Below are 12,684 nucleotides of genomic sequence, written 5' to 3' on the forward strand. Positions count from 1 at the left end.
GCGGTAACCTCCTCCGGAGCCGGCGGGCATGAGTTTCGTCATCTTCATTAACGGGCTGGTCATGGTCGCCTTCGCCGTGCTCATGGGCGGGGTCGCGGTCGGCTTTCCCGCCACCGCCCCCGTCTTCGAAGAGCCGGGCTTCCTGTTCGGCTTCCTGGGCGGCGCGCTCGTGCTGGCCGCGACGCCGCGGGCGGAACACCTGCGGCCGCTCCACACCTTCCTGCTGACCTCCTCCGTCTGGATGACCGCGGCGATCTGCGGCGCCGGCCCGCTCTATTTCTACGGCCTGCCGCTGACCGACGCCTTCTTCGAGGCGATGTCGGGCATCACCACGACCGGCTCCACCGTCATGACCGGGCTCGACCGGGTGCCCCACGGCGTCATCCTGTGGCGCGCCATCCTTCAGGCGGTGGGCGGCGTCGGCTTCATCGTGACCGGCATCGCGCTCCTGCCGATCCTCAAGGTCGGCGGGATGCAGCTTTTCCGGTCCGAAAGCTCGGAAACCGGCGAACGGGAACTGCGCAACGCCACCATGTTCGCCTCCGCTACGCTCCAGATCTACTTCGCGCTGATCTTCCTCTGCGGGCTGCTCTACCTGCTCGGGGGCATGTCGCCCTTCGACGCGGCGACCCATGCGATGACGACGCTCTCCACCGGCGGCTATTCGGGCTACGACGCGTCCTTCGGCCATTTCACCAGCCCCTTTCTGCAATGGGTCTGCACCCTGTTTATGCTCGCCGGCGCGCTGCCCTTCTCCTGGTATATCCGGGGGATACGCCGCCGCGTCTGGCAGTCCGAACAGGTGGTGGCGATGCTCCGCTCGCTCGGCGTCACGATCCTCGTGCTCACCCTCTGGCTCATCCTGCGGCAGGAGCGCGCGCCGTTCGAGGCGCTGCGCCTCGTCGCCTTCAACGTCGTCTCGGTCGTCACCACCACGGGCTATGCCACGACCGACTACACGCTCTGGGGCCCCTTCGCCGTCGCCACCTTCGTCGTGCTGACGGCGGTGGGCGGCTCGACCGGATCGACCGCGGGCGGGGCGAAGGCGATGCGCTGGCTCGTCGCCGGCCGCGCCATGATCGCGCAGATCCGCCAGAGCCACGCACCCCACCGCGTCACCTTCGTCAAGTACCAGGGCCGCCGAGTGGACCCCGACGCGCTCTCCGGCGTGATCTCCTTCTTCGTGCTCTTCGCGGCCACCTTCGGCGTGCTCGCCTCGCTCCTGAGCTTCCTCGGGCTCGACATGGAGACCGCCACCTCGGGCGCGCTCACCGCGCTCGCGAATGTCGGGCCGGGGGTGGGCGACATCATCGGCCCGGCGGGAAATTTCGCGACGCTCGACACCGCGCCGAAACTCGTCCTGATCTTCGGCATGTATGTCGGCCGGCTGGAGATGGCGACGGTCTACGCGCTCCTCGCGCCGCTGTTCTGGCGCGAACTCGTGGCGTCGCGGTGACGGGTGAACATCCTGTCACGAACCGGGGCAAAAGGTGAACCGCCCGTCACATGCCGCAGCGGCGGCTGTCACACTCCTGAACGAAACCTTTCGCCTCACGTCCCGCGCGGCTTTGCCCGGAGCGTCGGATCGGCCGCCGTCGGATCCTCGGGCCAGGGATGTTTCGGATAGCGCCCGCGCATCTCCTTGCGCACATCGGCATAGGAGGTCTTCCAGAAATTCGGCAGGTCCATCGTGACCTGCACCGGGCGATGGCCGGGGGAGGTGAGCACGACCTTCAGCGGCACGCGGTTCGGGCCGACGGTCGGATGGACGGTGGTGCCGAAGAACTCCTGCAACCGCCCCGTCACTTCCGGGTCGGCGCCCGAATAGTCGATCGGCAGCTTCCGCCCCACCGGGCTTTCGAACTGCGCCGGCACCTCCCGGTCGAGCCGCTGCATCCGGTCCCAGTCGAGCATCGCCCGCAGCGCCCCGGTGATGTCGAGCGCGCGCAGCTGCGCCTCTGTCCGCGCGCCCCCGAGGTAGGGCAGGAGCCAGTCCTCGAGAGTGTCGAGCAGCACCTCCTCGCGCATGTCGGGATACCCCTCTCCCATCAGGCGCACCCGCGCCGCGAACCGCCGGGCGGCATCGCTCCAGGGCAGGCCGATCTGCCGCAGCCCCTCGAGCGCGCCGCGCGCCATCGCCTCCGCCGGCGCGTCCTTCCACTGACGGTCGTCGAGCACCAGCGCGCCGAACATCTCCTGCCGCCGCGCCACGACGCGCTTTTCGCGCCTGTCCCAGCGACAGATTTCGTGCCAGGCGATCTGCGCGCCGAAGAGCCCGCGCAGCTCCGCCTCGCTGATCTCGACCGCCTGCCGGATCCGCGCCTCCCGCGGCGCCCCGTCCGTGTCGGTCACGACGATGAGCCGCGCGCCCGCGAGCGCATCCTCCTCCGCCATCACCGCGCCCTTGCCGCCGGAGAGCACATAGCGCGGCTGGTCGCCCCTGCGCCTGAGCCCGACCCGGTCGGGATAGGCCAGCGCCGCCATTTCCCCGAGGCTCATCGGCGGCGCCTCGCGAAGCCCCTGCCGCAGCCGCTTCGCCTCCTGCTTCACCCGCGCGATCACCCCGCGATCCGCATTCCCCGGCTCCCGCAGCGCCCGCATCCGCAGCGACAGATCCACGCCCGCACCGCGCAGGGGATCGCGTTCGTTCAAGAGCGCGGCCAGTTCTGCCGCCTGAATCCCGGCAATTTGCAGCATATGTGCAAGCCGCGGATGGAGCGGAAGACCCGCGAGCGCCTTGCCATGCGCCGTGATCCGGCCCTCGCGATCGAGCGCGCCGAGACCTTCGAGCAGCGCCCGCGCCTCCGAAAGCGGACCCGCGGGCGGCGGTGTCAGAAAGGACAGCTCCGCCTCCGACGCGCCCCAGAGCGCCAGTTCGAGCGCGAGGCCGGTCAGGTCCGCCGTCTCGATCTCCGCCGGCGCGAAGGCGGGCAGGGCGCCCTCCTCGCCCTTCGTCCAGAGCCGGTAGCACACCCCCTCGGCGACGCGCCCGGCGCGCCCGCGCCGCTGTTCCGCCTCGGCCCTGGAGACGCGCTCGGTCACGAGGCGCGACATGCCGGAGCCCGGATCGAACCGCGCCCGCCGCGCCCGGCCCCCATCGACCACGATCCGCACGTCCTCGATGGTCAGCGAGGTCTCCGCGATGGCGGTGGCGAGCACGACCTTGCGCCCCGTCGCCGCGGGCGCGATGGCCGCCCGCTGCTCGGCAAAGGGCATCGCGCCGAACAGCGGCCGGATCGCGCAGTCCTCCGGCACACGCCCGCGCAACAGCGCCTCGACCCGCCGGATCTCCCCCTCGCCGGGAAGGAAGACGAGCGCCGATCCCGGCTCCGCCCGCACCGCCTCCGCCACCAGATCCGCGACGGCCTCCTCGAAGCGCCGCGCCTTCGCGACCGGCGTCTCGCGCCAGCGGGTCTCCACCGGATAGGCGCGGCCTTCGGACCGCAGGACGGGCGCATCGTCGAGCAGGGCCGCGACGGGCCCGGCATCGAGCGTCGCGGACATCACCACCAGCGCCAGATCCTCGCGCAGCGCCTGCCGCGCCTCGATGGCGAGCGCGAGGCCGAGATCGGCGTTGAGGCTGCGTTCGTGGAATTCGTCAAAGATCAGCGCCCCGATTCCGGTCAGTTCCGGGTCGGATTGCAGCATTCGTGTCAGTATGCCCTCGGTCACCACCTCGATGCGCGTCGCCGTCCCGACCTTCGCCTCGCCGCGCATCCGGTAGCCGACGGTCTCCCCCGCGCGCTCCCCGAGCGTCTCCGCCATCCGCTCTGCCGCCGACCGCGCGGCAAGGCGGCGCGGTTCGAGCATGACGATCCGTCCGCTCACCGCGGGCAGCAGCGCCAGCGGCACGCGCGTCGTCTTCCCCGCCCCCGGCGGGGCCACGAGCACCGCCCGGCCCTCCGCCCGCACGGCGGCGACCAGCTCTTCCAACACCTCGTCGATCGGCAGCCTGTCCATGCCGCCCTTATCGGCCATCGCGCCGCGGGAGGAAAGCGCCGTCTCGCGCCGCCGGGACATCCCGCCTCACTGGACAGCCGGCCGCGAAACGTGCAAGTCAGAGGCCGACGAGATGAGCAGAGAGGCCCGTCATGGAGATCACGGAGCTTGCCCGGCAGGTCATCGCCGGCAATCGCCGCGCGCTCGCCCGCGCGATCACCCTTGTGGAAAGCGTCCGGTCCGACCACCGCGAACAGGCCACCGCGCTCATGGAGGAGATCGGCAGATCGGGGCGCCAGGCCCTCCGCCTCGGGCTGTCGGGAACGCCCGGCGTGGGCAAGTCGACCTTCATCGAAAGTTTCGGCATGATGCTCATCCGCGAGGGGCTGAAGGTGGCGGTGCTCGCCGTCGATCCCTCCTCCTCGCGCTCCGGCGGGTCCATCCTGGGCGACAAGACCCGGATGGAGTATCTGTCGCGGGAAAAGAATGCCTTCATCCGGCCCTCGCCCTCGCGCTCCGAACTCGGCGGCGTCGCCCGGCGCACGCGGGAGGCGGTGGCGCTCTGCGAGGCGGCGGGATACGATCTCATCCTGATCGAGACGGTGGGCGTCGGCCAGTCGGAGACCGTCGTGGCCGAAATGTCGGACGTCTTCCTGCTGCTGCTCGCGCCCGCGGGCGGCGACGAGTTGCAGGGCGTGAAGCGCGGGATCATGGAAATGGCCGACATCATCCTCGTGAACAAGGCCGACGGCGATCTCAAGGCCGCGGCGCAGCGCACCCGCGCCGATTACGCCGGCGCGCTGCGTCTCCTGCGCAAGCGGCCGCAGGATCCCGAAGGCTTCCCCAAGGCGATGACCGTCTCCGCGCTGGAGGAGAAGGGTCTCGCGACCGCCTGGCAGGAAATGCAGGCGCTCGTCGCCTGGCGGCGCGAGAACGGGTTCTTCGACCGGCGCCGGGCGGAGCAGGCGGAATACTGGTTCGGCCAGGAAATCCGCTACGGGCTTCTGGGACAGCTCGAACGGGAGCCCTACAAATCGCTCATCGGCACGCTCGCCGCAAAGGTCGCGGCGGGAGAGAGCACGCCGGGCAACGCGGCGGCCGAGGTGCTCCGGGCGCTCAGGCAGGACGCTGGCTGAACGCCGGCGACGGCATGGGTCGGGACGCGCCCCGTCGACAGGCCGCGATTGTCAGCTGACAATTGGGCGACCGGGCTTGACGATTCTCCCGCGATCCACTATGCACCGCGAACTGAATTTCGGGCGCCGCTCTCGGGTGGTGTCTTTCTCCGTTGAATTCGGGCCTCTTTCGGGTCTGACGGGTCACTTCGGACTTGCGTCCGGCCGGCACCCGCGCCATATGAAGCGCCGATCCAGACGGAAACCTGAGTCCATGAATTCGCGGGGGCGTTCGGCGCTTTCGCCAGTGAAACGAGGAAAAGCCCATGTCGCGTCGTTGCGAACTGACCGGTAAAGGCCCGATGACTGGCAACAATGTCAGCCACGCCAACAACAAAACCCGCCGCCGTTTCCTTCCGAACCTCAACGATGTGACGCTGATTTCGGATACCCTCGGCCGCTCCTTCAAGCTGCGGATCTCCGCCGCGGCCCTGCGCTCCGTCGACCACCGCGGCGGCCTCGACGCCTTCCTCGCGAAGGCCCGTGACGAGGAACTCTCCGCGAACGCGCTGAAGATCAAGAAAGAGATCGCGAAGGCCCAGACGGCCGCCGCCTGATCCTTTCGGACCGGATGACATCGCAAGACCCCGTGAGGCGCGCCTCGCGGGGTCTTGTCATTCTGCCGCAGCCTCGCCGCGCGCCCTTGCCAAGATACGCGCCAGGCGGCACTCTCCGCGGCATGCGCCGCTCGCCCCCGATACATGCCGGCCTCGTCGCCCTTCTCCTGATCGTCACGTCGCAGTCCATGGCCGTGGCGCGCGGGACGATGCGCGATCCCGCGGGGGCGATGATCCTGTGCACGGGCAGCGGCCCGACCATGGTCTATGTCGACGAGAGCGGCAGGCCGATGGGACCGCGGCATATCTGCCCGGAGGCGGCGCTCTCGATCCTTGCGGGGACGGGCGTGGCCTTCGTCCTCGCGCCGCCGGCCCAGGGGCTCCTCCGCTTCGTCGCGCCGGTGCAACAGCCCGTCTTCCGATCCGCGCGCGCGCCGGCCGCGCAGGCCCGCGATCCTCCTTCGGCGTGAACGCTTCCTTCACTGCACAGATACACCAAAGGATGATCCAATGCTGAAAACCACCCTTCTCGCGGGGCTCTCCGCGCTTGCCCTCGCGGCCCCCGCCCTGGCCGATATCACCATTTCCGACGCCTATGCCCGCTCCGCCGGGGCGATGGCCAAGACCGGCGCCGCCTTCTTCACCATCGGCAACGACGGGGATGCGCCGGACCGGCTCGTCGCCGCGCATTCCGAGGTCGCCAGGGTCACGGAATTGCACACCCACAAGGACATGGGCGACGGCGTGGTAAAGATGATGCCTGTCCCCGAAGGATTCGAGGTGCCGGCCCACGGCACCCATGCCCTCGCCCGCGGCGGCGACCATGTGATGTTCATGGGGCTCGACGGCCCCCTGGAACAGGGCGACACCGTCACCGTGACCCTCACCTTCGAGACGGCGGGCGACATCACCGTCGAGATCCCCGTCGACCTCGAGCGCGGCGCCGGGGAGGCGATGCCGCAGCATCACGACCACTGAGGCAAGCATCCGCCACCGCATCGGGGCGTCCCCGCCGGGGGCGCCTTTTTTCTTGCGCGAGGCGCGTATTCGGATAAAGGAAGCGGCACCCGGCCCGTCGGTTTTTGCGCGTGCCGGGCAGGTCCATGACAACCGAAGAGCCGTTTCATGCTGAGCGTCCATGCCTTCGAGGCGGCGTTTTCGCCCGCCGAATGCGATGCCATCGTCGCCCTGGCCCGGCAAGAGGAGCTTGCCGACGCCGGGCTCGTGAAGAACCGCTCCGACCACGGCCTGCGGCGCGCCGATCTCGCCTGGCTCGACGAGCGCGAGGGCGGCGGCTGGATCATGGAGCGGATCATGCGCCTCGTGGCGGAGGCTAACCGCAGCCATTTCGATTTCGCCCTGACCGAATTCGGCGAAAGCCCGCAGGTCGCGCGCTACGGCGCCGAACGGGCGGGACATTTCGCGTGGCATTCCGACATCGGCGAGGGCGCGCTCGCCTCCCGGCGCAAGCTCACCCTGGTCGTGCAGCTCTCCGACCCGTCGGACTACGAGGGCGGCGCGCTCGAATTGCAGCCGGACAGCCATATCCGCACCGCCGACCGCGCCCGCGGTTCCGCCGTGCTCTTTCCCTCCTTCGTGCTCCACCGCGTGACACCGGTCACCGCCGGGGAGCGATTCTCCCTCTCCACATGGGTGCATGGGCCCGCCTTCCGCTGAGATGAGTATTTTTTCAGCAAAGGAAACCGGATTGCGCCCCGGCCGCCGGTTCATGGTGCAGTGACGTCACCGGAAGGGTTTTCGGCCACACGGGCCGGGGCGTCTCCTTCGCTGGCGGTCATCGGCGCTCCCGCCTGTACCGCCTGCCGAGCCTATACCGGAATGTCCTGACAAAGGGTTACCGCGCCGCGCGGTCTCCTTTGCTGCCCAAATACTCGAAGCCCCTCAGCCGCCCAGCACCTCCGCCACCCAGGCCGGGACCACCGCGCTCGCCGGCCCTTCGCGCTGCTCGTCGAACCGCGCGCCCGAGGCCTCGAGGTTGAGTTCCAGCGTGCGGATGCCGAGCGCCCGCGCCATCCGGCCGAAGCCTGCCGCCGGGTAGACCGTGCCGGAGGTGCCGACCGCGACGAAGAGGTCGCTTTCCTCCAGCGCCTCCTCGATCCGGTCCATGTGATAGGGGATTTCCCCGAACCAGACGATATCCGGCCGGGTGCGCGCCGCGCCGCAGGAGGGGCAGGGGTCGCCGACCGCCATCGCCGCCGGGGCGGGCCAGCGGCTGCCGCAGGCGGCGCAGAGCGCGCCCGCGAGCGCGCCGTGCATGTGGATCACCTCGCGCGCGCCGGCGCGTTCGAGCAGGTCGTCGACATTCTGCGTGACGAGATGGACGGGCCGGTCATGTTCGGCCTGGAGCCGCGCGAGGGCGCGGTGGGCGGCGTTCGGTTCCGCCAGCGCGGCCTGGGCGCGGCGCATGTTGTAGAAACGCTGCACCTGCGCGGGATCGCGGACAAAGGCTTCGGGCGTGGCGACGTCCTCCACCCGGTGATCTTCCCAGAGCCCGTCCGCGGCGCGGAAGGTCCTCAGCCCGCTTTCGGCCGAAAGCCCCGCGCCGGACAGTATGAAGATCCCGCCTCTCATCGCATCCCTCCGATCTTGGCCCCTGCCGGTCTTGCGGGGGACCATAGCACGCGGCTAGGCTGGCGCCAGAGAGAAGGCCCCCGATGCAGAAGATCGTTTTCGTTTGTCTCGGCAATATCTGCCGGTCTCCCGCCGCGGAGGCGGTGCTTGCCGCCAAGGCCCCGGCGGCGGGGCTTTCGCTGCGGATCGACAGCGCCGGCACCGGCGACTGGCATGTGGGCGAGCCGGCCTATGGGCCGATGAGCCGGGCCGCCGCCGCCCGCGGCTACGACCTTTCCGGCCTGCGCGCCCGGCAGTTCACCGCCCGCGATTTCGCCGCCTTCGACCTGATCGTGGTGATGGACAAGACGAACGAGCGCGATGTCGAGCGCCTGCGTCCCGCGGGCAGCGCGACGCCGGTGCGGCAGATGATGAGCTATGCGCCGCAGGCCGGGGCGAACACCGTGCCGGATCCCTATTACACCCGCGATTTCGGCGAGGCGCTCGACCTGATCGAGCGGGCCGTGGACGGGCTCGTCGCGGAGCTCGGCCGGACCTGAGCGCCGTCCGTTCCGCTCAGCCGCAGAAATTCGAGGCGGCGTCGCCGAAGGCCTTGTAGCGGCGCCAGAATTCCTCGTGGCTGCGGTTGTCGGACTGGCGGATGTCCTGCGCCTTCTGCGGGTTCTTGAAGAATTTCGCGGCCTGGCGCTGATCGCGGTTCGAGAGCGTCACATCGGCGACCTGCTGGATGCAGCCGCAGAGGCTGCGGTTTCCGGCGGCGCGGTCCGATTGCAGGCAGGCGCGTTCGATCGCGCCGGCGCTCGCGGCCAGGGGAGACAGTGTCGCGGCGGCCGCCGTGGCCAGCGCGGCGAGGGTCATGACGGGGGTCTTCATACTTGCTCTACCTCGTTTCCAGATCCTGCGCCTGCCTGGCCTCTTGTCGGGCCTTCGGGACGGGTGAGTCGCCTCGGCAGGCTGCATGGGGATGGTTAAGACGAGGTGAACTATGCCTCAAGACGGGCTCACGGGCAATTGAGGATCCGGGCGGCGGGAAAAATGTGATCGGCGCATCGGCTCTGGCCATCGCCCCCGGTCCCGCCTACTGTCCGGCGCGGGCGGGCAGAGCGCGAGGGGAGACGGGATGACACGGATGCGCTGGGACAGGCTTCTGGACACGACCCTTCTGGGGGAGGCGGACCGCGTCGCGGCGCCGAACCGTCCGATGTATGCGCAGGATTACGACCGGATCGTGTTCTCCGCGCCCTTCCGCCGGCTCGCGAACAAGACGCAGGTGCATCCGCTCTCTGCCCATGACCATATCCACAACCGCCTGATCCACTCGGTCGAGACGAATTCCGTCGGCCGCTCGCTCGGCATCGAGGCGGGCCAGTGGCTCGAGGAGGAGGGCCATCTCGAACCGGGGGCGAAGCATGTCGTCTCCGGCGTGGTGCAGGCCGCCTGTGCCGCGCATGACATCGGCAACCCGCCTTTCGGCCATTCCGGGGAGGCGGCGATCGGGGCGTGGTTTGCCGACCGCTTTGCGGAGGGGCGCGGGATCTTCGCCGGGATCGCGCCGGCGGACCGGGCCGAATTCGAGCGGTTCGAGGGCAACGCCCAGGGGTTCCGCCTCATCACCCGGCTCGAGATGTATCGCAACGACGGCGGGATGCGCCTGAGCCATGCGACGCTCGGCGCCTTCACCAAATATCCGGCGCTTGCCGCGACCGCCGGGGCGGCGCGCGACAGGGCACGGGACGCCGGCACGCGCCCCTACAAGGGACTGGCGAAATTCGGGATCTTCCGCGCGGAGATGCCGCTGTTCGAGCAGGTCGCGGCGCGCTGCGGCCTGCTGGCGGTCGAAGATCCCTCCGGCCGCTGGTGGCGGCGCCATCCGCTCGTCTTCCTCGTCGAGGCGGCGGACGACATCTGCTACAACATCCTCGATCTCGAGGATGCCTATGTCGCCGGCGATCTCGGCGCGGACCAGGTCAAGTCGCTGCTCGGCGCGCTGTTCGGCGGGACGAACCGGGATGTCTCCGCCGCGACCGGCTATGAGGAGATCACCTATTACCGGGCGCGGTCGATTTCCGCCTCCATCCGGGCCGCCGTGGCCGCCTTCATCGCCAATTACGACTCGATCATGGCGGGCAGCTTCTCCGCCTCGCTCGTCTCGCGGTCGGAGGTCGCCGCCGCCTTCGCGGAGATCGAGGCGACCGCGCGGAGCCGGATCTTCAACGCGCCGCGCAAGACCCAGCTCGAGGTCACCGGGCGCAACATCCTCCATCGCGTGCTCTCGGGCGTCCTGCCGGTCTACGAGGATCTCAAGGCGCAGGGCTGGGATGCCGCGCGCCTGTCGGATTACCACCGCCAGCTCGCCGCCGCCGCGGAGGTCGACCTGCGCGATGTCGGGGACGATTACAGCGCGCTTCACAGCCTTGCCGATTACGTCTCCGGCATGACGGACCGCTATGCGGTGCGCATTGCCGACATGCTCTCCGGCCGGATGGGCTGACGCGCCTTTCTCCGCGCGCGAAGGCTCCGCGACGCATGAGCACCCTTGCCAATTCGCCCGTTTCCCCCCATAGAAACAGGCTCATTCTCATGCGCTGAGGCCATCCATGACCGAGCTGAAAAACATCCGCAACTTTTCCATCGTGGCCCATATCGACCACGGGAAATCGACCCTTGCCGACCGGCTGATCCAGCTCACCGGCACCGTGGCCGAGCGGGACATGAAACAGCAGCTCCTCGACGCCATGGACATCGAGCGCGAGCGCGGCATCACGATCAAGGCCAACTCCGTGCGGATCGAATACCCGGCGAAGGACGGCCAGACCTATATCCTCAACCTGATCGACACGCCCGGCCATGTCGACTTTGCCTATGAGGTGTCGCGGTCCATGCAGGCGGTCGAAGGCTCGCTCCTCGTCGTCGACGCCACGCAGGGGGTGGAGGCGCAGACGCTCGCCAATGTGTATCAGGCCATCGACGCCGACCACGAGATCGTCCCCGTGCTCAACAAGATCGACCTGCCCGCCGCCGAGCCGGAGCGGGTCAAGGAACAGATCGAGGACGTGATCGGCATCGACGCCTCGGAGGCGGTCGAGATCTCCGCCAAGACCGGGCTCGGCATTCCCGACGTGCTGGAGGCCATCGTCCATCGCCTTCCCGCGCCGACCGGCGACGCCGCGGCACCGCTCAAGGCGATGCTCGTCGACAGCTGGTATGACCCCTATCTCGGCGTCGTCGTGATGATCCGCGTCATCGACGGCGTGGTGAAGAAGGGCGACCAGATCAAGATGATGCAGACCGGCGCCACCTACAAGATCGACAAGCTCTCGGTCCTCAAGCCGCAGATGGTCGATATCGCGGAACTGGGGCCGGGCGAGATCGGCGTCTTCACCGCCTCGATCAAGCAGGTGCGCGACACCAAGGTGGGCGATACGATCACCCATGAGAAGAAGCCCTGCGACAAGCCGCTTCCGGGCTTCAAGCCCTCGATCCCGGTGGTGTTCTGCGGCCTCTTCCCGGTCGATGCCAACGATTTCGACGACCTGCGCGACGCCATCGAGAAGCTGCAACTCAACGACGCCTCCTTTTCCTCGGAGATGGAGACATCGGCGGCGCTCGGCTTCGGCTTCCGCTGCGGCTTCCTCGGGCTCTTGCACCTCGAGGTGATCCGCGACCGGCTGGAACGCGAATACGATCTCGACCTGATCACCACCGCGCCCTCCGTCGTCTATCACATCCACATGAAGGACGGGACGATGCAGGAGCTGCACAACCCCGCCGACATGCCGGACCTGACCTATGTCGACCATATCGAGGAGCCGCGGATCAAGGCGACGATCCTCGTGCCCGACGAATATCTCGGCGACGTGCTCAAGCTCTGCCAGGACCGCCGCGGCATCCAGCTCGACCTGACCTATGCTGGGCCGCGCGCGATGGTGGTCTATGACCTGCCGCTCAACGAGGTCGTGTTCGACTTCTACGACAGGCTCAAATCGGTCACGAAAGGCTATGCCTCCTTCGACTACCAGTTCACCGAATATCGCGAGGACAACCTCGTGAAGATGCAGATCCTCGTGAACGACGAGCCGGTCGACGCGCTGTCGATGATGGTCCACCGCGACCGGGCGGAGCAACGCGGCCGGGCGATGTGCGAAAAGCTCAAGGAGCTGATCCCCCGCCACATGTTCAAGATCCCGATCCAGGCGGCGATCGGCGGCAAGGTCATCGCGCGCGAGACGCTTTCGGCGCTGCGCAAGGACGTGACCGCGAAATGCTACGGCGGCGATGCGACCCGGAAGAAGAAGCTTCTGGAAAAGCAGAAGGCCGGCAAGAAGAAGATGCGCCAGTTCGGCAAGGTCGAGATCCCGCAGGAAGCGTTCATCAGCGCGCTGAAGATGGACAGCTGAGGCTGCCCGGCCTGGGTGGCCGCG

The 12,684-nt window shown here is 68.7% G+C and carries 12 protein-coding genes; 9 read left to right on the top strand and 3 right to left on the bottom strand.

Features of this window, described 5'->3' with window-relative positions; all coding sequences use genetic code 11:
• Positions 1-28 precede the first annotated feature (28 nt).
• The gene (locus tag P73_RS04370) at positions 29-1,456 is read left to right on the top strand and encodes a TrkH family potassium uptake protein (protein ID WP_043868626.1); all 1,428 of its coding nucleotides are present in this window, start codon (positions 29-31) and stop codon (positions 1,454-1,456) included.
• A gap of 95 nt (positions 1,457-1,551) precedes the next feature.
• Here the strand turns inward: P73_RS04370 and hrpB are convergent, their stop codons facing one another.
• Positions 1,552-3,960, bottom strand: a complete 2,409-nt coding sequence (gene hrpB / locus P73_RS04375) for an ATP-dependent helicase HrpB (protein WP_043871380.1) — start codon at positions 3,958-3,960, stop codon at positions 1,552-1,554.
• A 131-nt stretch (positions 3,961-4,091) separates the two neighbouring features.
• Here hrpB and meaB point away from each other — a divergent pair, with 131 nt between their 5' ends.
• From meaB to P73_RS04400, 5 genes are all read left to right on the top strand, one after another.
• Positions 4,092-5,075, top strand: a complete 984-nt coding sequence (gene meaB / locus P73_RS04380) for a methylmalonyl Co-A mutase-associated GTPase MeaB (RefSeq protein ID WP_043868627.1) — start codon at positions 4,092-4,094, stop codon at positions 5,073-5,075.
• Positions 5,076-5,380: 305 nt separating this feature from the next.
• A complete protein-coding gene (gene rpmB / locus P73_RS04385; RefSeq protein ID WP_043868628.1) occupies positions 5,381-5,671 on the top strand; it encodes a 50S ribosomal protein L28 in 291 nt (96 codons plus the stop codon).
• Between the two features lie 122 nt (positions 5,672-5,793).
• Entirely contained in the window at positions 5,794-6,141 is a 348-nt protein-coding gene (locus P73_RS24270; RefSeq protein WP_052453037.1) for a hypothetical protein, read from the top strand.
• 40 nt (positions 6,142-6,181) lie between these two features.
• A complete protein-coding gene (locus P73_RS04395) occupies positions 6,182-6,649 on the top strand; it encodes a copper chaperone PCu(A)C (protein WP_043868629.1) in 468 nt (155 codons plus the stop codon).
• 147 nt (positions 6,650-6,796) lie between these two features.
• The gene (locus tag P73_RS04400) at positions 6,797-7,348 is read left to right on the top strand and encodes a 2OG-Fe(II) oxygenase (protein WP_043868630.1); all 552 of its coding nucleotides are present in this window, start codon (positions 6,797-6,799) and stop codon (positions 7,346-7,348) included.
• Positions 7,349-7,573: 225 nt separating this feature from the next.
• Here P73_RS04400 and P73_RS04405 read toward each other — a convergent pair whose 3' ends face one another.
• Positions 7,574-8,263, bottom strand: coding sequence for an NAD-dependent deacylase (locus P73_RS04405; protein WP_043868631.1), 690 nt, complete (start codon positions 8,261-8,263; stop codon positions 7,574-7,576).
• A gap of 83 nt (positions 8,264-8,346) precedes the next feature.
• Here P73_RS04405 and P73_RS04410 point away from each other — a divergent pair, with 83 nt between their 5' ends.
• The gene (locus tag P73_RS04410) at positions 8,347-8,802 is read left to right on the top strand and encodes a low molecular weight protein-tyrosine-phosphatase (RefSeq protein ID WP_043868632.1); all 456 of its coding nucleotides are present in this window, start codon (positions 8,347-8,349) and stop codon (positions 8,800-8,802) included.
• Between the two features lie 16 nt (positions 8,803-8,818).
• On the opposite strand, the gene P73_RS04415 is transcribed toward P73_RS04410, so the two are convergent.
• Positions 8,819-9,136 (bottom strand): hypothetical protein, encoded by a 318-nt coding sequence (locus P73_RS04415; RefSeq protein WP_043868633.1) that lies wholly within the window; start codon positions 9,134-9,136, stop codon positions 8,819-8,821.
• Between the two features lie 247 nt (positions 9,137-9,383).
• Here P73_RS04415 and dgt point away from each other — a divergent pair, with 247 nt between their 5' ends.
• A complete protein-coding gene (gene dgt, locus P73_RS04420; RefSeq protein ID WP_245629231.1) occupies positions 9,384-10,754 on the top strand; it encodes a dGTP triphosphohydrolase in 1,371 nt (456 codons plus the stop codon).
• A gap of 106 nt (positions 10,755-10,860) precedes the next feature.
• Complete coding sequence (gene lepA / locus P73_RS04425) at positions 10,861-12,660, top strand: translation elongation factor 4 (protein WP_043868635.1); 1,800 nt, start codon at positions 10,861-10,863, stop codon at positions 12,658-12,660.
• The last annotated feature ends 24 nt before the right edge of the window (positions 12,661-12,684 follow it).

The organism is Celeribacter indicus, assembly GCF_000819565.1.
GTDB classification, from domain to species: domain Bacteria; phylum Pseudomonadota; class Alphaproteobacteria; order Rhodobacterales; family Rhodobacteraceae; genus Celeribacter; species Celeribacter indicus.